General features: G+C 64.2%; 11 protein-coding genes. 7 read left to right on the top strand and 4 right to left on the bottom strand.

Annotated elements, in window-relative coordinates; genetic code table 11:
• Nucleotides 1–184: 184 nt before the first annotated feature.
• Together PD284_RS07590 and PD284_RS07585 are read right to left on the bottom strand one after the other, a co-directional pair.
• Nucleotides 185–1,222: a PstS family phosphate ABC transporter substrate-binding protein gene (locus tag PD284_RS07590; protein ID WP_274627605.1), complete on the bottom strand. Its 1,038-nt coding sequence runs from the start codon at nucleotides 1,220–1,222 to the stop codon at nucleotides 185–187.
• 202 nt (nucleotides 1,223–1,424) lie between these two features.
• Nucleotides 1,425–4,403, bottom strand: a complete 2,979-nt coding sequence (locus PD284_RS07585; RefSeq protein WP_274627604.1) for a response regulator — start codon at nucleotides 4,401–4,403, stop codon at nucleotides 1,425–1,427.
• 256 nt (nucleotides 4,404–4,659) lie between these two features.
• Between PD284_RS07585 and PD284_RS07580 the strand changes: the two genes are divergently transcribed.
• Nucleotides 4,660–11,895 (top strand): DUF4347 domain-containing protein, encoded by a 7,236-nt coding sequence (locus PD284_RS07580; protein WP_274627603.1) that lies wholly within the window; start codon nucleotides 4,660–4,662, stop codon nucleotides 11,893–11,895.
• A gap of 315 nt (nucleotides 11,896–12,210) precedes the next feature.
• Here PD284_RS07580 and PD284_RS07575 read toward each other — a convergent pair whose 3' ends face one another.
• The gene (locus PD284_RS07575) at nucleotides 12,211–12,396 is read right to left on the bottom strand and encodes a hypothetical protein (RefSeq protein WP_274627602.1); all 186 of its coding nucleotides are present in this window, start codon (nucleotides 12,394–12,396) and stop codon (nucleotides 12,211–12,213) included.
• Between the two features lie 107 nt (nucleotides 12,397–12,503).
• Nucleotides 12,504–13,526: a PAS domain S-box protein gene (locus tag PD284_RS07570; RefSeq protein WP_274627601.1), complete on the bottom strand. Its 1,023-nt coding sequence runs from the start codon at nucleotides 13,524–13,526 to the stop codon at nucleotides 12,504–12,506.
• A gap of 131 nt (nucleotides 13,527–13,657) precedes the next feature.
• Here PD284_RS07570 and PD284_RS07565 point away from each other — a divergent pair, with 131 nt between their 5' ends.
• From PD284_RS07565 to PD284_RS07540, 6 genes are all read left to right on the top strand, one after another.
• A complete protein-coding gene (locus PD284_RS07565; protein ID WP_274627600.1) occupies nucleotides 13,658–14,308 on the top strand; it encodes an alpha/beta hydrolase family protein in 651 nt (216 codons plus the stop codon).
• Between the two features lie 330 nt (nucleotides 14,309–14,638).
• A protein-coding gene (locus PD284_RS07560; protein ID WP_274627599.1) for an IS630 family transposase occupies nucleotides 14,639–15,581 on the top strand; the annotation gives its coding sequence in 2 pieces (ribosomal slippage) (nucleotides 14,639–14,974 and nucleotides 14,976–15,581; 942 coding nt in all).
• Nucleotides 15,582–15,805: 224 nt separating this feature from the next.
• Complete coding sequence (locus tag PD284_RS07555) at nucleotides 15,806–16,021, top strand: hypothetical protein (protein ID WP_274627598.1); 216 nt, start codon at nucleotides 15,806–15,808, stop codon at nucleotides 16,019–16,021.
• Nucleotides 16,022–16,122: 101 nt separating this feature from the next.
• On the top strand, nucleotides 16,123–16,419 hold the full coding sequence (locus tag PD284_RS07550; RefSeq protein WP_274627597.1) for a DUF982 domain-containing protein: 297 nt from the start codon (nucleotides 16,123–16,125) through the stop codon (nucleotides 16,417–16,419).
• 869 nt (nucleotides 16,420–17,288) lie between these two features.
• Nucleotides 17,289–17,573 (top strand): hypothetical protein, encoded by a 285-nt coding sequence (locus PD284_RS07545; RefSeq protein ID WP_274627596.1) that lies wholly within the window; start codon nucleotides 17,289–17,291, stop codon nucleotides 17,571–17,573.
• 928 nt (nucleotides 17,574–18,501) lie between these two features.
• Complete coding sequence (locus tag PD284_RS07540; protein WP_274627595.1) at nucleotides 18,502–19,815, top strand: tyrosine-type recombinase/integrase; 1,314 nt, start codon at nucleotides 18,502–18,504, stop codon at nucleotides 19,813–19,815.
• The last annotated feature ends 13 nt before the right edge of the window (nucleotides 19,816–19,828 follow it).

The following is a 19,828-nucleotide window of genomic DNA, read 5'->3' as shown; positions in this document are numbered from 1 at the left end:
ACCCTGTCGGGCTCTTTCCTCAGACAGAACGGAGAAGGCAACGCCTTATTCCACACGTTCACCGGAAATCTTTGTCCCTGCGAAAAGACCCGTGGCCGGGCGACGTCTGCGCAAGGTCGACGGCTCGGAGGTATGCAAGCGAAGGGGAAGGCGGGCCGCGCGTTGGCAGCCCGCCTTCCGCTGATTACATCGTCTTGCCGGCGGCGAAGTTGTCGCGCTGCTCCTGGCGCTCGGGATCCGGGGCCGGCACGAGGCCGTAGTCGGCCAGCGGGCTCTCCGGGCCGACCATCTGGTCGTCGAGGAAGAACTCGACATACTCCTTGAGGCCCGGAACGACGCCGAGGTGCGCCTTCTTCACGTAGAAATAGAGCGGGCGCGACACCGGATACTCGCCCGACGCGATGGTTTCGGTCGACGGCGAGATGCCGCCGATGGTGGCGACCTTCAGCTTGTCGGCATTGTTCTCGTAGAAGGAGAGGCCGAACACGCCGACGCCGGTCTTGTTGCTGTCGATGCGGGCGAGCGTCTCGGAATAGTCGCCGTCGATATCAACCGCCTTGCCGTCCTTGCGCACCGCCTTGCAGGCGTTGGCGGCGGCCTTCTCGTCCAGGCCGTCGGCCTTGGCAGCCTCGGGGCCGCCCAGGGCCTCGCAGCCGGCGATCAGCAGCTTCTCCTCGAAGACTTCGCGGGTGCCGTGCTTCTCGCCGGGGATGTAGGCGACGATATCCCACTCGGGCAGGTTCGGGTTGACCTGGTTCCACTTGGTGTTCGGGTTGTCGACCAGCTTGCCGTCGACGACGACCTTGGCGGCCAGCGCCTTGTAGACGTCTTCCGCCGTCAGCGCCCAGTCGGGACCGGCTGCGTCGGTGGCGAAGACGATGCCGTCATAGCCGAGCTTGACTTCCTCGATCTCCTTGACGCCCGCGTCGACGCAGGACTGCAGTTCCTGCTCCTTCATCTTGCGGGAGGAGTTGGCGATGTCGATGGTGTTCTCGCCGACGCCCTTGCAGAATTCCTTGATGCCGGCGCCGCTGCCGCCGGATTCGACGACCGGCGTCTTGAAGTTGGTGAACGTCTCGCCGAACGTCTCCGCCACGATCTTGGCGTAGGGAAGGACGGTCGAGGAACCGGCGATCTGGACCTGGTCGCGGGCGGCCGCGTAACCGGCCGATGCGGCAACCGCGATGACCGCGGCTGACGCCGAGAGGAGGAACTTCTTCATGTGGCCTGCTCCTGTTCGGAAGTATCTCGTGGCGCCATCCTTGGCGTCCGGGGCAGGCTCTAACGTCCTTCTGTAACAGTTGGATGACAGATTTGTGTCTCTTTTTCCGGCCGCGTGAGCGGGCGACCGGATGCTGCGACGCCCCGATCTTCATCATGCAGGGAGTGACACTATGCGATGCCCGAACATCGCTGCCCCTTGCTCAGCCGGATCGAACCTCCAGGGCGACCCCCTCGATCCAGCGGGCGATCTTGTCGAGCAACGCCTTGGGGCTGATGGGCTTGGCGAGGTAGTCGTCCATGCCGGCGTCGATGCAACGCTCACGGTCGCCCTTCAGCGCATGCGCCGTCACGCCGACGATCGGGACATGGTCTCCCGTCACCGCCTCCGCTTCACGGATTGCGGCGGTTGCCTCGAGCCCGTTCATTTCCGGCATCGAGATGTCCATGAGGATCATGCGCGGCTTGAATTTTTTCGCGGCTTCGACCGCAAGCCTGCCGTTGGGCACGATCTCGAACCGGTGCGGCGTTTCCTGCAGGATCTGCGTGAAGACCAGCTGGTTGACCTCGTTGTCCTCGGCGACAAGGATGTCGAGGCGCCCGCCTGTCTTTTCGGCATCGCGCCCCGCGCCGAACCGCGTCTCGGTATGGACGGGGCTTGCTGCGGCATGGGGCAACGCCGCCGAACCCCGCGCCGCCCGCGGCACAGGCTCGATTCCGCGCTGCTTTGCGTGGCGCTTCTGTATCGCTGAGACAAGCGATTCCAGCAATTCCGACGAGCGCGCCGGCTTGACGATATGCGCCTCGATCATCAAGTCGCGATAGTTCGCCTGCGAGTGATCGACGGACGTCAGCATGACGATGGGCGTGTCCGCAAATTCGGGAGTCTGACGGATCATGCGCGCCACCTGGGCGCCGTTCATGCCCGGCATCTGGAAGTCGAGCACGACGCAGTCGACCGCCATGCCCATGCCCGAAACCGCCTTGAGCACCTGGATCGCCTCCGGCCCGCTTTCGGCGGCGCAGGAATCGAAGGTCCAGGACCGCATCTGCTCGGAGAGGATCGTGCGGTTTGCTGCATTGTCGTCGACCACCAGCACCCGCGCCCCGGTCACGTCGATGGGCATCACGACCCGGCGCGCCTTGGCTGCCGAGTTGGGCAGCTCGACGGTGAACCAGAAGGTCGAGCCCTCCCCCACCTGGCTCTCTACGCCGATCTCGCCGCCCATCAACTGCACCAGGCGCGAGGTGATGGCGAGGCCGAGCCCGGTGCCCTCGTGACGACGGGTCGAGGAAGCGTCCACCTGGCTGAACTTGTCGAAGACCAGTTCCAGCTTGTCGGGCGGTATGCCGATGCCGGTATCGGTGATGCTGAACTTCAGCTTCGTTGTCTGGGAGTCGCCCTCGCCGCTGACGTCTATCAGCACATGCCCCGCCTCGGTGAACTTCACCGCATTGCCGACCATGTTGGTGATGATCTGCCGCAGCCGCCCGACATCGCCGACGAACTCCTCCCGCAGCCCCTGCTGGACGCGTACGATCAGTTCGAGATCCTTCTCCTTCGCCCGGGTCGACAGCAGGGTGGCGACATCCTCGACCGCCTCGGCGAGGTTGAAGGGTCCCGGGTCGAGCGTCAGCTGGCCGGCGTCGATCTTCGAGAAGTCGAGAATGTCGTTGATGATGGTCAGCAGCGCGTTGCCCGACTTGACGATGATGTCGGTGAAGGTGCGCTGCTTGGACGTGAGCTCCGATTTCGAGAGCAGCTCGGCCATGCCGAGCACGCCGTTCATCGGCGTGCGAATCTCATGGCTCATGTTGGCGAGGAACTCGGACTTGGCGCGATCGGCCACCACGGCGCGCTGGCGCGCGTCGTGCAGCTCCTGCTCGCGCTGCTTCTGGTCGGTGATGTCTATGGTCGACCCGCCGAGATAGAGCGATCCGTCCGATGCGGTGAAGGTGCTTTTGCGGGCGAGCTGGCGCCGAACCGAGCCATCCGGCGAGGTCAGCGTCTCCTCGATCTCCCGCATCTCTCTGGTTGCGAGGATTTCCAGGTCGGCCGCCGCCAGCACCTCGCCTTCCGCTCCGAAGAAATCGACATCGTTCCTGCCGATCGCGAACTCGGCGGGAACACCGGTGAGATCCGACCACGTCTTGTTGACGTAGAAGGTCGAAAGATCCGGCTTCTTGGCGTAGATGGCGACAGGCAGGTTGTCGATGAGGCTGCGGAACACCTCGTTCTCGCGCATCGACGCGCGCAGTTGTTCTTCCCTCTCCTTCAGCTCGGTGATGTCGACGCGCACCCCGACGAAGATGCCGTCGCTGGTCCACGCATCCGTCACCTGGAACCAGCGGCCGTCCGGATTGCGACGCTCGAAGGTCACGTGCGGCTCGCGATGCCGCGCCATGAAGGCTGCGATCCATGCGTCACGGTCTGTGTCGTAGAGCGCGTCGACCGCGGCGTCGCCGCTGCTGCGGAAGAAGCCCATGCTGTGGCCGAGCTCGGCCGCATCGCGGAAGGTCTTCGTCGGTTTCCAGACCGGCTCGAGTTCGGGGAGGAACGCCCTGAGCCGTTCATTGGCATAGACGAAGCGGTCGTCCCGGTCATGGATGAGAACGCCCGCCGGCAGCGAGTCCAGCACGCTGGCGAGTTGGCTGTGCGCCTGCTCCGCCTCGGCCTCGCGGCGCTTGATCTCGCTGACGTCGTAGTAGCACACGAGCCGCTTGCCGCCCGAGAGCGTCGTCACCGAGTAGATGAGGGTGCGGCCGTCGGCGCGATGGAACTCGCGAGGCTGCACGTCGCCGGCACGGATCTCGTCGAGCCGCCAGGCGACATAGTCCTCCCAGCCGCCGTCCTCTACGTCGTAGAAGCCATTGCACCGGTTGATGTCCATCAGCGCGCGGAAAGGCGCGCCGACCTCGAGCTGGTCCGGCTGCAGGGACCAGATATCGTGGAAGGTCTTGTTGATGATCTCCGCGTTGAGCTCCGAATCGAGCAGCACCACGCCAATGGACATCGCGTCGAGCACACGTTGCATGTCGCTGGACGGAGAGCTTGCCTCGCCGCCCAGCGGCCGGCCGCGGCCGAGTTCTATGAGATCGTCGGGATCGCCGCCGCCGCCAGCGCCCGGTTCCTCAGGCGCGGCGCCGCGCCGCCTCCCTTCCGAGACAGTCCCCTCAGACATTCCGTCGTCACCCCGCGAACGCCCCCTCATTGAAGAGCGCTTCCTCCGGGGCGGCACTTTGCGGGACATACATTAACGGGAGGCTAACCTTGTTCGAAGAAATTCGGTCGCGGCCGGATGCGGCGCTGACGCAACACAGCGACGCAAGATTCGCGCACCGATTGCATTTCCGCTCGCGTTTACTCGACACACAATCCGTGTCCCGGTAGTGCTTGGGCAATTACTTGCACATCTGGGTGGGGGGCACTGCACGATCATGAAGACCGTCGTCATCGTCGATGGCGCGTTGGCTGATGTCGACGCGCTCCTTTCGTCAGTGTCGGAGAGCGCAGAGATCGTGCGCCTCGAGCCCGGGACCGAAGGGCTTGGCCGGATTGCCGGCTGGGCAATGGGCAAGGCCGGCTACGAAGCAATGCACGTGCTCTCGCACGGGCAGCCGGGCGCGATCCTGCTCGGCGGCCGTGTCATCGACGGACCTGCATTGGACGAGAGCGCGAAGGAACTCGCATCGATCGGCGAGGCGCTGGCCCCGGGAGCCGACATCCTGCTCTATGGTTGCGAGACGGGGGCCGACGCGGCAGGCCGCAGCTTCATCGACCGGTTTGCGGCGGCGACGGGTGCGAATGTCGCCGCCTCCAGTTCCAAAGTGGGCTCGGCGGAGCTGGGCGGGTGCTGGGACCTTGATGTCCGCACGCAGCACGGTGAAATCCATCTCTTTGCGCCACCCGCCGCGCTCGCTGCCTATCCGGGGCTTCTCGCGGTCAAGTTCACGGAGGGAGCCGACCCGCTGGGTCAAATAAACAGCGGATCCGGCGAAGGCCGAATGGTGTTTGGCGACTTCGACGGAGACGGCAACATCGATGTTCTTTATCAGTCCGGCAATACGGCGGGCTCCGGCTTCGGATACTTTCGGAACAACGGCGACGGCACTTTCTTCAATTACACGAATGCCAACTCCGCCGGGACGCCATTCGTCACCTTCAATTTCTCCGGGCAGCAACTGAACAGCCTCTTTGTCGTGGACTACGACAATGACGGCGACGTCGACATCATCGATCGCGACCCAGCCGGCGGACTGGCTGCATGGCGGAACGACAACGGCGCATTCACGCTGGCCGCAGATCCGCTGGGACAGATCAATGGCGGGTCCGGCGAAGGACGCATGATCGCCGGAGACTTCGACAGTGATGGCGACGTCGACTTCCTGTACCAGGCAGGCAACACGCCAGGCAGCGGCTTCGGATATCTGCAGAACAACGGAAGCGGCTCGTTCACGAATGTCGCTAACGCAAACACTGCCGGAACGCCGTTCGCGACAGCCGATTTCAGTGGTCAGCTCATGACCACGCTTTCGCTCTACGTCGTGGACTACGACGGTGACGGTGATCTCGACATCCTCGATCGCGACAACACCGGCGGGGGCGCGAACACGATTGGCGCCTGGCGCAACGACAATGGCGCCTTCACTCGCGTTGCCGACCCACTTGGCCTTATCAATGCGGGGGTCGCCGAAGGCCGCATGCAGTTCGGCGACTTCGACAGCGACGGTGACATCGATATCCTCTATCAGGCAGGCAACACCGCCGGCGTCGGATTCGGCTACATCCGAAACGACGGCAGCTCCTTTACGACCCTCACCAATGCCAATGCCGCCGGCACGCCTTTCGCAGGCTTCGATTTTGCCGGACAGCAACTGACCAACTTGTTCGTCGTCGACTACGACAATGACGGCGACCTCGACATCCTCGATCGCGATCCGGCCGGTGGGCTCGGTGTCTGGATCCAGGGCAGCGATTCGGGCGGCGACGGCTCACCGCCTGTCATCGTCTCCACCACCCCGGCCGACGACGCGACCAACGTGTCCCCCACGGCCAATCTCGTCGTCACCTTCGACGAGGCGGTGACGAAGGGGAGTGGGAATATCTACATCGTTCGCCTCTCCGACAATGTGGCCGTCCAGACAATAGCCGTCACCTCGGCCCAAGTGACGGGTTCCGGCACAACCTGGACGATCGACCCGCCAGCCGATCTCGCCGCCAGCACGTACTACGGCGTGCGCATTGAGGCCGGCGCCTTCGTCGATATGGATGGCGCCATTCATGCCGGCATCACCGATGCCACCCAGTTCAGCTTCATTACGGGAACGAGCGCCTTGCCGCCGATCATTGCAAATCTCAGCGGCGACAGCGTCGCTTTCACCGAGAACGGCCCTGCAGTTCTCCTCGATGCGGGGTCCAACGCGACCGTCACGGACGGCGATTCGGCCAATTTCAGCGGCGGCGCGCTCACCGTCTCGATCGTCGCAAACGGGAACGCTTCCGAAGACGTTCTCGGCTTCGCTGCGTGGGTGTCGCTATCTGCGGGGATGACCGTCGGGAGCGTGGTTTCCGTCTCAGGCGAGCAAGTCGGCACCATCACCGCCAATGGCATCAGCGGCAATGCCCTGGTCGTGTCCCTGAATTCCGCGGCAACGCCAGCCCGGGTGCAGGAACTGGTGCGCGCGCTGACCTATGCCAACGCTGACGGCCTCGACCCCGGCACCGCCACCCGGAGCGTACAGGTCACCCTCAGCGACGGCGCTGGCGGAACCTCCGCCGCCCAGACGGTGACCGTCGTGGTTGCCGCAGTGAACGACGCGCCGGTGGTGACGGTGCCCGGTAACATCTCCGTCACGGAAGACGTGGCGAGCGCGGTCACCGGCATCAGCTTTTCGGATGTGGACGCGGGCAGTGCCAACGTCACCGTGACCCTGTCCGTGCCGTCCGGCTCGCTTTCCGCGACCAGCGGCGGCGGCGTCACCGTCGGCGGCACCGCCTCGGCTCTGACGCTGACGGGCTCGATCGCCAACATCAACGCCTTCATCGCGGCCAGCAACCTCGCGTTCACGACCGCCGCCAACGCGACCGGCGAGGTCACGTTGACCGTTTCGATCGACGATGGCGGCAATACCGGCTCCGGCGGCACTCAGACAGACAGCGCGACTGTCCCGCTGCAGGTGAGCGCCGTCAACGACGCGCCGACCATCACCGCGCCCACCACCATAGCCGTTGACGAGGACGTCGCGAAGGCGTTGAGCGGAATCTCGTTCGCCGACGTGGATGCCGGGTCGGGCGCCGTAACCGCCACGTTCTCCGTGCCCAGCGGCGCCTTGGCGGCGACGTCAGGCGGCGGCGTCACCGTCGGCGGCACCGGGAGTGCGCTGACATTGACGGGTTCGATTGCCAACATCAACGCCTTTGTCGCGGCGGGCGGCGTGTCCTTCACCACCGCTGCCAACGCCACCGCCGATGTGACCCTGACGGTGACGATAGACGATGGGGGCAATACGGGCACGGGTTCTTCGCTGACCGCTTCCACGACCGTGACGCTTGACGTCTCCGCCGTCAACGATGCGCCGGTGAACACCGTGCCGACGGCCCAGGACACCGACAAGGACGTCGGCCTGGTGTTCAGCAGCGGCAACCTCAACCTGATCTCGATTTCGGACGTCGACGCCGGGAGCGGATCGGTTGAAGTCACGCTGACCGCGACGAACGGCGTCCTGTCACTGAGTGGCGTAGCGGGGCTGACGTTCAGCGCCGGCGACGGTACCGGCGACGGCATGATGAAGTTCCAGGGGACGGTCGCCGACATCAACGCGGCGCTGAACGGACTGACCTTCACCCCGACTGCCGACCATGTAGGTGCGGCCTCCATCGAGATCACCACCGACGATCTTGGCATGACCGGCGGCGCCGCCCTGACCGACACCGACACGATCGACATCACGGTCAATCAGGTCGGTCCCGAGGTGGTTTCCGTCCAGGCGACCTCACCGGACGGCGGCTACAAGGCAGGCGACACCATTACCCTCACGATGACCTTCGATCAGATCGTGACGGTCAATGGGACGCCAACGCTCCTTCTCGAAACCGGCGCGACCGACCGCGTGGCGACCTATTCCGGTGGCTCGGGTACCGACACGCTGACCTTCACCTACACGGTCCTGTCAGGCGATGTTTCAGCCGATCTCGACTATCAGTCGGCAAGCGCGCTGGCGCTGAACGGCGCGACGATACAAAGCGCCGACTCCGGCCGGGACGCCGTACTGACGCTGCCGGCGCCCGGCGGCGCGAACTCGATCGGGGGGCAGAGCAATATCGTCGTCGACACCGTGGCGCCGGCCGTGACCTCCGTCGGAGTGCCTGCGAGCGCCACCTATGTCGCCGGCCAGAACCTCGACTTCACTGTCAATTTCAGCGAGGCGGTCACCGTCGACACCAGTTCCGGCACGCCGCGCATCGCCATCACGCTCGACACGGGCGGCACGGTCTACGCAGATTATCTCAGCGGCTCGGGCACAGGCGCGCTGGTCTTCCGCTACACCGTCGCCGCCGGGCAACAGGACATGACCGGCATATCGGTCGGCGCGGCGATCGACGCCAATGGCGGTTCTATCGCCGATGCCACCGGCAATGCCGCCGTCACCCCCCTCAACAGTGTCGGCTCTACCGTCGGTGTCCGCGTCGACGCCGTCAACGACGCGCCGGTGTTTTCCGGCGTCGGGCCGGCCGTAACCGCTGTCGAGCAGACGTGGGTGCTGCTCGACAGCAACATCAGCGTGTTCGATTCCGAACTGGCGGCAGCCTCCAACTACCGCGGCTCGACGCTGACGCTGATGCGCGAAGGCGGGGCCAACGCCGACGATTCTTTCGGCTTCGACCTGCCGGCCGCCGACTATCTCGCAGCGAACGGCGTCATCACCGCGTTGAACGGACGCGGCGACTTCGCCACCTATTCGATCTCGGGCGGCGTGCTGACCGTCACCTTCGCAGGGCAGGATACGAATGTGTTCCAGCCCTTCGTCGATGCGGTCCTGCGACACATCACCTACCAGAACACCAGCGACGCCCCGCCGGCCAGCGTGGTCCTGGAATACGCCTTCGCCGACGGCAACCAGGGGCAGCAAGGTTCGGGCGGCTCACAGACCGGCACTGCCCAGATCACGGTCAACATCACACCGGTCAACGACGCGCCGGTCCTCGCCGGGCTTGCTCCGGTGTCCTTTGTCGAGGATGCAGACGCCGTGCGGGTGGCCGCCGACGCCACCATTTCGGATGTCGACCTCGATCCGATGGCGGACAGCAATGGCGACTATGGCGGCGCCACTCTCACCATCACGCTCCAGGGCGGCGGCACTCCCGAGGACGTGCTGTCGCTGTCGGGCGCGTTCTTCGACAATGGCGGTATCCTGACCGACGGCGATAACGACTTTGGCACCATCACCAATGCCGGCGGCGTCCTGACGATCCACTTCACCAGTTCGCCGGCGTTAGCCACCAGTCAGGTGGTCAATTCGGTCCTGCGATCGATCACCTACGCCAACACCAGCGACACGCCGCCCGGCGGCGTTCAGCTTTTGGTCGCCTTCAACGACGGTTCAGGCGCTGCCGACGGCACGGTCAGCCACCTTGTCGACGTGGCAATCACTGCCACCAACGACACGCCGGTCTTCGCCAATGTGGGTCCGGCTGTCACCACTGTGGAGCAGGCGGCGCCCGTCGTTCTGGACGCCGATATCACCGTTTCCGATCCGGAACTTGACGCTGCCAATGGCGGCAGCGGCGACTATGCCGGCGCCTCGCTGACGGTATCGCGCCAGGGAGGGGCCAGCGCGGACGATCAGTTCTCGCTGGTGTCGGGTCCTGGTTTCAGCGTGACCGGCGGCGCAATCGATGACGGGAACGGCCAAACCGTCGCCACCTTCACGTCGACAGGCGGGGTGCTGACGATCAATTTCACCAGCCAGGAGGCGCCTGCCACCTCGGCGCTTGTGGATGCGATCATCCGGTCGGTGAGCTACACCAACAGCAGCGACGCCCCGCCGGCGAGCGTGGTCCTGGAATACGCCTTCGCCGACGGCAACCAGGGAGCGCAGGGAGGAGGAGGCCTTGCGACAGGCGTCGCCCAGATCACGGTCAACATCACGCCGGTCGAAGACGCACCGACCGGCGCGCCGACCACGGTGCTGGCGAACGGCACGGAGGACACGCCCTATGTCGTGTCGGTCGCCGACCTGCTTCTCGGCTTCTCCGATCCCGACGGCGATGCGCTCTCGATCGCCAACCTGGCGAGCAGCGTCGGCACGGTGACCGACAATGGCGACAACACCTTCACCATCGCCCTGCCGGCCAACTTCAACGGCGCGGTCAACCTCACCTATGACGTCATCGACGGCAATGGCGGCGTCCTGCCCGCCACGCAGGGTTTTGCCGTCGCCCCGGTCAGTGACGACACCGTCATCGGCGGCGCGGTCACCGGCCAGGTGGTCGAGGCGGCGGCCGGCGATCCCGGCACGCCGACGGCGACCGGCAGCCTGACGGCCGCCGATCCCGACAACCCGGCCGCCGGCTTTGCGCCGATCGCCGCCGGCACCCGCTCGATCTTCGGCTACGGCGCCTTCGAGATGACCGCGGGCGGGACCTGGACCTACACGCTCGACAACGCTCATCCGAAGGTCGACGGGCTGGCCGCCGGCGAGACCCTCACCGACCGCTTTGTCGTCACCGCGGCCGACGGCACGCCGCAGCTGATCGTCGTCACCATCGTCGGCGCCGACGACGGCGGCACGACCGCCGGCACGTCCGGCAACGACCGGCTTGTCGGCGCATCGGCCGACGACATCCTCAACGGTTTGGGTGGCGACGATGTTCTGGAGGGCCGCGGCGGCAACGATTTGCTCAACGGCGGCCGCGGCCTGGACACCGCCTTCTTCGCCGGCGACCTTGCCGGCTACCAGCTGACCAGGCTGGCCGACGGCACGGTCGAGATCGTCGACATCGATCCGGCCGACGGCGACGACGGAACCGACATCCTGTCGGGCATCGAGCTCTTGCAGTTCGGCAGCGCCGCCCCGGTCACCATCGGCTCGCTCGTCGGCCAGCCGGACTGGTCGCTCGAAATCGACGACGTGGCGCTGGTCGCCGCCACCTGGCAGCTGTTCATGGGAGCGCTGCCGACCGAAGGCGGCTTCGAGTTCCTGGTGCTGTCGCAGACCAACCCGACCGACCTCAACGACCCCTACTATGCCGGCTTCAACCTCGAAAACCTCTACCTGAACTTCGCCGCCAACCTGGCCACCGGCAACCCCGACGGCATCGCCTGGTTCGCCGCCGAATACGGCGATCTCAGCTACGAGGCGGCGGTGCAGAAGGCGTTCGCCGCGATCGTGACCAGCGGCGCGCACGTTGCCGCCGGCAGCGACCCGGCGGTGGCGCTGGCCTTCTTCCTGAACGCCGAGAGCTTCTTCGAGCAGGTGGCGATGGAGCGCGTGGCGGGACCCGGCGTCGATCTCGACGATGCCGCCAAGATCGTCATGCTGGGTTCGATGCTCTACGAGGCGGTCAGGTCCGACCTTGGCCCCTATGGCGAGGCGGTCAACGACTTCGCCGCCATCGTCCAGGCCTCCGGGCAGGCCGAAGACTTCGGCGGCAGCCTGTTCGCCGTGGCGTAGGGGGGACCCATCCAAAAAGCGCAGCGGCAGGTTTGCCCCTGGGCAGACTTGCCACCCGCGTGCTGCAATGGTTGCTTCCGTTTTCCCCTGCTGTCGTCTGCGACCGCATTGATGCAAGATCGCTGCCGGCGCCCTCCTCACCCCCCACCGGGCGTCGGGGCCGCCGCCGCGCGCTCAGGCGCATCTTATGGCGCGGCGGCGGCTTTGACCTTGCGCCGGATCATTGGTCACGGCATTGCGACGGTGCTGTCTCTCGAAAAGGCAAGCGTAGCGGAGATAGGACGGGTCCGGGCCGTGTCTGCGCGAGTCTGCGCCTCAGGGGGAAACCGTTCGCGCGGGAGCAGGCTCACACGGGGGCTCGTCCTTGAAGTCACGCGCCAGGCAGCCGAACCTGTCGAACGTCTCGCCGGTGGTTGCGACGGCGCGCGCCGCGCCGCAGCCGGAAGCCGCCAGGCACAGAACCGGCACGGCCAGAAGCGTCAGACGGCGTAGTTTGCTCATGCGTTCAGCGCTGCCAATCCGAAAAGACCAACGGACCGGATAGATAAGCATCCTTGTCGAGCATTTCACCGTCGCCGACGGACCGCTCCGCGGGGGCGCAGTCCCGATCACTCGTCGTTGGTGCAGCCTGCCAGCGGAGCGACGAGTTTCCATCGCACGTGTCCCCGCCCGCGTTCGAGCGTCGCCATCCCGTTGAGCGCCTGCGGCGCGACGCGCGTCAGCACGACGCTGCCGAATCCCGCGCGAGGTTCCGAACCCAGCTCCGTTTCGGCGCGGGGAACGGACGTTTCCTCCCAAACCAGCTCGAGATTGCGCTGGCCGGCCGTATCGGTGGTCACATCCCACTCCACTGTCAATCGACCGGCGTCGCTGGAGAGCGCGCCGTACTTTGCAGAATTGGTGCCGAGTTCGTGGAAAGCCATGCCCAGATATTGCACCGCGTTAGGCTGCAGCGTGATCAACGGACCGGAGAGCTTGATCTGCGTTTCATGGCCGAACGGGGCCAAGTGCCCCTGCGCGACCTCGAAAAGACTGGTGCCGCTCCATTCGGAATTGACCAACAGGTCGTGCGAGCGGGACAGCGCCATGATCCGATCCTGGACCTGGGCCATGAACTCCACCGAATCCCTCGAACGCTTGCTCGTCTCGCGAACCATCGACAGGATTACGGCGAACTGGTTCTTGACCCGATGGTTGACCTCGCGCATCAGCAACTTGATGCGACGCTCGCTTTCCTTGGCCGCGGTGATGTCACGGGCGATCTTCGAGGCGCCGATGATCTCGCCTGCGCCGCTGTAGATGGGCGAGATGGTCAACGAAACCAGGATCAGTTTGCCATCCTTGCGCATGCGGGTGGTTTCATAGCTGGCGAGCCGTTCGCCGCGTTTGATACGGCTGATGATATCGGTTTCTTCGGACTGCAGCGCCTCCGGAATGAGCAGTGTAACCGGCTTTCCGACCATCTCGTCCGCACTGTAGCCGAACAGCTGCTCAGCGGCGCGATTCCAACTGGTGACGATGCTGTTGAGATCCTTGCCAACAATGGCGTCGAAGGAAGAATCGACAATGGCCGCAAGCCAAGCGTCGGCATCGGCAGCCGATCGCGAACGAAAGGGGACGACTTTGTTCATGCGCAATAACTAGCAAGGAGGACGGCCGCATTCCAGCCCACCAATGATGATCCCATCGAGACTTTCGCATTGACGCGGCCGGTTTCTCGCGCCGATGACGTCAAAGGAGAAAGCAGGGAGGATAGAGATCGATGGGCGTCACGTTCCTGATCGACGGTGAAGAGAATGCTCCTGTGACCATTCTACTTGGCCACGGGGCCGGCGCGCCGATGGATTCTGCGTCGATGAACGCGGCCGCCCTGGCGCTCGCCTCGGCTGGGCTGCGCGTCGCCCGGTTTGAGTTCGCCTACATGGCCGGCCGCCGCACCGCCGCAGGCCGAAAGCCGCCACCGAGGGCGGAAACGCTGATCCCTGAATACCGGGCCGCCGTGGTCGACCTGAGGGCCAGCGGCCCGCTCGTCATCGGCGGGAAATCGATGGGCGGGCGCGTCGCCAGCATGCTGGCGGACGACCTCTACGCATCGCATGACATCGTCGGGCTGCTCTGCCTCGGCTATCCGTTCCATCCGCCCGGCAAGCCGCAGCAGTTGCGCACGAACCACCTGGAGCACATTCGAACCCCCACCCTCATCGTCCAGGGCACGCGCGACGAGTTCGGCACGCGCGAAGAGGTTGAGACCTACGCTCTCTCCCCGGCGATCACCTTGCTCTGGCTGGAAGACGGCGACCACGACCTCAAGCCGCGCCAGAAGGTGTCAGGCTACTCGGCCGCCGACCACCTGCGCACGCTCTCCACCGAAGCCTCGGCCTGGATCCGGAGCCTTCCGGGCGGAACGGGATAGACATGGGCGCGCGGGCGCCCCCACGCCCGCGTCGGCCGACAGTTCGAAAGTCGCTGAATCGCCCGTTTGGCAGGTCCAGCCCAATCCGGACGCCCTCGCCGGAGCATCATCAAGGCGCAGGAACGAGAAGGCGCTCCGGCGCTTTGCCGCTCAATCGGTCCGCTCACCACGCAAGATCAGGGGATATCGAGCTTCTCCAAAATCCTGAGCGCAATCTGGTCCTGAACGGCGGATCGGAGTCGAGCGCTAGAGCGTCGGGCGTTCTGACTGAATCTAAGAGATTCTAGCAGCTGGGTTTTCGTGATTCACTTCGGTTGGAGGTGATTTGCGATGACCCGATCCTATTCGCTTGATCTTCGTGAGCGTGTTGCGGGCTTTGTGGGGCGCGGCGGGACGTGCCATGCGGCTGCGGCCCATTTCAGCGTTTCGGTGTCGTTCGTCGTCAAGCTGATGGCGGCGTATCGTGCGAGCGGCAGCCTCAAGGCAAAGCCGGAGGGCGGCTGGCGCTACTCGAAACTCGATCCGCACCGGGATTTCCTGGTGCGCCGGATCGCCGAGCAAGACGACATCACCATGCCGGAGCTGGCTTCCGAACTGGCCGGGCGAGACACGGTCGTCGCGCCGTCCTCGATCTCGCGCTGGCTGATCCGCAACGGCTACCGCTTCAAAAAAAACGCTGTTGGCCAGCGAGCAGGACCGGCCCGACGTCGCAGCCGCGCGCCAGGAGTGGGTCGCCCGCCAGCCGAGGATGCGGCTTGAACCCCATCGCCTGGTGTTCATCGACGAGACCGGAACCACCACAAAGATGACGCGCCTGCGCGGCCGATGTCCAAAAGGCCAGCGGCTGCGCTCGAAGGCGCCGTTCGGGCACTGGAAGACCCAGACCTTCATTGCCGGGCTGAGATGCTTCGGCCTGACTGCGCCCTTCGTCGTCGACAGGCCGATGAACCGCTGCATCTTCGAAACCTATGTCGAGACCCAACTCGCACCGACGCTGTCCAAAGGCGACGTCGTCATCCTCGACAACCTCGCCGCCCACAAGAGCCCAAAGGCGCAGGCCGCCATCCGGGCGCGTGGCGCATGGATGCTGTTCCTGCCGCCCTACAGCCCCGATCTCAACCCCATCGAGATGGCCTTCTCAAAGCTGAAGGCTCACCTCAGGACGCGCGCCATCCGAACCATCGACCGCCTCTGGCAGGCCATCGGCGACATCTGCACCCTCTACCCATCAACCGAATGCCAGAACTACTTCAAGGCCGCCGGGTATGCCTGAATGCACGCCGCTCTAGCTCAAACCGGAGTGCAGCAAAAAGGGAAATGCCATTCGTTGCCTCTGGCGATGCGGACATCACGCAGCGGCGAATTTTTGTCTTCACTATCATTTTGAAGTGCACCCCAGGTCGCAGGAGCGTATTGTGTCCTCGTCGTCCGATCTTTCCGGCTACGGACGCTTGGAAGAGACCACCCGCGCTTTCGCCCACACCAAGGGAGGAAGCCATGCCTTTCCAGAATATCTACCAGCCATCTCAGGTCAAAGTCCTGACCGTCGCGCTTGACGAGTATTGCCAGGTCAGAGGGATCATCACCGTCGACGGTCGCGAGGAAGTCGCCTTCCGCCTGATGGATTTGTTCAGCAAGGGCGCCGGCACAGTCGAGGCGCTCCGGGCTGGCCTGGAGGAGGCCGACCGTTCGATCCGTGTTCCAGCGGAGTGAATCTTGGGTTCTGGCGCAACGCGGCGTTTGCGCAGCCGGGAAACCTGCCGGACGTTGATAAACAGCATTCCGACCGCCCGACGGTAGCAATGGAGGAGCCCATGCCATTCGCCAAGCCTGTCACCATCCTCATTGGTCTTGGATTTCCGAGTACGGTTCAGAACGTTGTCCGCGCCTACGCGATGCTCGCTGACTGGCCGATGAGACAACGCGGTGGCGCACATGAGGCTGCGCTCAGCGCCTGCCGTGCCGCGCTCACTGGTCAAGGCGATGAAGAGGTCGCCCGTGCGGCGTTTGTCGAGTTCGCGCGACAAGCCGGCATCCTGACGAGCGACTCCGGCGGGCCCTTGGAGGCAGTCGTTCTGAAAAAGACCGGCGGACGCGGCGCACCGACATAGCCAGTCGGCGAGCCAGATCCACCGCCGCCCATCGGACCTAGGCGGAACCAACCGCGATCGGCCTTGTTCCTGCTCGGAAGAGTGACTGTCTATCGAGTGAGAAGGCCCAAGATGAAGCGAATGTCAGCGATGCTCTGCGTACTCGTCGCATTGACGGCGTGCAGTGACACCGAAGAGACCGCAAGCGAACCCGATCCCAATCCACGGGTGGAGACCGATACGCGCCCTGAAACCGGCAGCGGCGGCGCGTCACAAGTGCCCCCTTCTGCACAAGATCCGGGCCCGGCAGGCTCAGCTGCAGGGGCGCAGCCAACTCCAACGGATTAGGGCTCTTCCTCGGCGCACTGGTATCCGGCATGACAGTGCGGAAAGAGTGACTTCCCGCTCCGAACGGGAGTGACGCTCCGCCTGATGCTCACCATAGCTTGGTGAGTACCGGCGATGCTCAACTGAGGAGCGACTCGCTGGCCCCGGCCAAGGCGCGCCTCACGCGGATTTAGCGGACAATCTGAACGCCATGGGGCGGGCAGGGAGTTCCCCCGTTTCGATTGCAGATGCAACGCATCGCTGGTGCGCAACCACATGCGTCCAACCGAAGGCTGAAGGCATCCGATGGCCGGTCGGGACACCGCTCGCAGACCCATCCAGTCGCATCGCAAATGGCGCATTTGGGCAAAGGCTTCATGCTCGAGCTCCCACGCTACTGAAGCGACGGTAGCGCGGCGCGGCGGCACCGTTGTGTCAGGAGAGCTAACCCCGCCATCCGGTAGGGCACCCAAAGGATGACCCTCACCATCATTTGACATCACGCTGCCCCTACATTGAGCATACGGTGTCCCGCCACCTGCCCAGTTCCGGCGTGGGGGTGCTTGAAAGATACCATCTGTGCTTTCGCCCAACTCAGGGAGGAAGCCTTGCCGTTCACGAACATTTATCAACCGTCTCAGGTCACCATCCTACGCATCGCGCTCGATCAGCATTGCCAAGCCCATGGCGTCATCGACCTCCATGGCCGCGCGAGCGTGGTGCTGCGGCTGATGGATCTCTTCAACAATGGCGTGACAACGGTGGAGGCACTCCGCGCCGGCCTGGACGCGGGTCGTTCGCGAGCGCCAGTCCCGGACACCGACAAAAACCATTATGAACGTCGATGATCCGCGAAGCGGAGTTGGCGTAGGCCGAGTGGTCCGTGCTGCTTGGCGAGCTCATATCAAGCGGCAAGGCGAAACAACGCGAAGCTCCCGTGGGGTCCGCCTACGAGGCCGTCTTCCCCGTCGGCCACGGCTTCGAAGCTCCGCCGACCATCCGGGTGCGCATCCAGATCATTCCTTGCTTGACGTCGGCCAGAGCTTCCTTCGGATGATCGCCCCATCCACCTTCATGCTTCACGACGAGCTTCAGCGCCCCGCTGGAAACTGCGGTCCATGACGGTTCCTTTCAGAGGATCTTTGAAGTTGATGCCGGAACGAATTGTTCACCGGCCGCATTGATGCTGATCTGCGGCTGGAGGCTCACATGCTCGGAACGATGTTGGTGGTTACCGCCTGCATGGCGGTCTATGCGTTTGCCGTCTGGTATGGGGATGAGCTGAGACGGTAGACCCTTGCCCAAGCGCGGCAGCGGCGGTCGCATATTTTCGGAACAAGTCGGCCGGATTTGAGTTCGACTATGCCGGCAGGTTCAGCTCCCCCTCAGGCCGGCGCTACGCGACCGCCGCCGTTTCGACACTGAAGCGGCGGCGGTCCATATTGCGCCTCAAGCCGCCGCTCCGGTATCCGATCCATCACCCCGAAGAGCGCGGTGCGGTTTTGCGCCGAAATAGGTTTGGAAAGCCGCCTGACTAACCTACTTGGCGGCCCGGACTGCAAGCTCTTGAAATGGAAGGAAGATTGGTACGCCCAAGGGGAATCGAACCCCTGTTTGCGCCGTGAGAGGGCTTGATTCCAGACACTTTCAGGTGGAACTCGGCGGAGAATTGCTGTATGCACTTCAATGGGTTAGTCATATATCCGTTCACTGATGTTCATGGTGACACAGGCACGTATATTTGACGGATATTTGACGAGTGTTGGGCAGTGACCGATGGCGAAGACGTTGACAGAGAGCGCGCTGACGACGCGCAGTAGCCGGTCGAAGCTCTCTGATGGAGTGCACTGGAGACGGGTCGATGCAACAATCCACCTCGGCTACCGAAAGAGTAAACGTGATGGTCGCTGGATCGTTCGATGGCGAGAAGGAGTCGGCTACAAGCAGACGCCCTTGGGTATTGCGGATGACGTGGTCGCCGAAGGCAATCTGAGTTTCGATGCTGCGGAGATAGCAGCGCGCCAGCACGTGGAGCGCCGTAGGTTGGCCCTGGCCGCCTCCCCCCAGAACGAGCCAATCAAAGTCCGAGTCGCTGTCGAAGAATATATCGCGCGAAGAGACGCCCGAGATAGCAAGAGAGCCGGTAAGCCGGTTCGTTCCGATGCCAGCCGGCGGCTTAGCCGCTACATTCTCGGACAGCCAAAGCGCGGCAAGCGCCGAGAGATCCCGCCCGCTGATCTCGCAGACATTGCGATGCATGAACTGGATGAAAAAGTTCTGAAGGCGTGGATGCGCGAGCTGCCGCCTACTCTTAAGGAGACGACCGTTCGGCGCCTGGCTAATGACCTAAAAGCGGCTCTGAATTCCGCGTACTCGGCGAACCACAAACATCTTCCAGCGGCCCTCCCCTCTATCATAAAACGCGGCTTACTTATTCACCACGAGGATGATGATGCGATCGACGTCGCCCGCGAGAACCAGGTGCTGACCGACGCCAAGGTGTCTGCTCTCGTTGCCGCGGCAAAGCAGACGGACATGTTTCAAGACTGGGACGGCGACTTGTATCGGCTGGTTTTGGTCATGGCCGCAACCGGCGCCCGCTACTCGCAGTGCGCTCGTATTCGCGTGGCGGACTGCCAGGTGGAGAATGGAAGGATACTCGTGCCATCGAGTCGGAAAGGCAAAGGCGCGAAGGCTCCTAACCGGCCGGTTCCGATCGGTCCAGATGTTCTAGATGAGTTGCGTACGATGGTGACCGACCGCAATGGCAACGAGCCACTCCTCGAGCGCTGGCGGAAGCGGCAGACCGGACCAACGACGTGGGAGAAGGTCAATCGCGGCCCCTGGGGACCAAACGAACTCAATCGTCCATGGAAGGATGTCCGCGATCGCGCGGAGTTGCCTGGCGTCATTCCCTACGCGTTGCGGCACTCGTCGATAGTGCGGGGCTTGCGCGCCAACCTCCCCATAAGGCTTGTCGCGGCCCTGCACGACACCAGCGTTGCTATGATCGAGCGCCACTACGGCCGGTATATCGCGGATGGCTTGGAGGAACTCGCGGCGAAGGCGGTCGTGCAGCTTGTGATGTAATGTGCCAGATTAC

It is taken from the genome of Mesorhizobium shangrilense, from assembly GCF_028826155.1.
Taxonomy (GTDB): Bacteria; Pseudomonadota; Alphaproteobacteria; order Rhizobiales; family Rhizobiaceae; genus Arvimicrobium; species Arvimicrobium flavum.
Note: the sequence above shows the minus strand (reverse complement) of the source record. Positions and strands in the feature narration are given on the sequence as shown.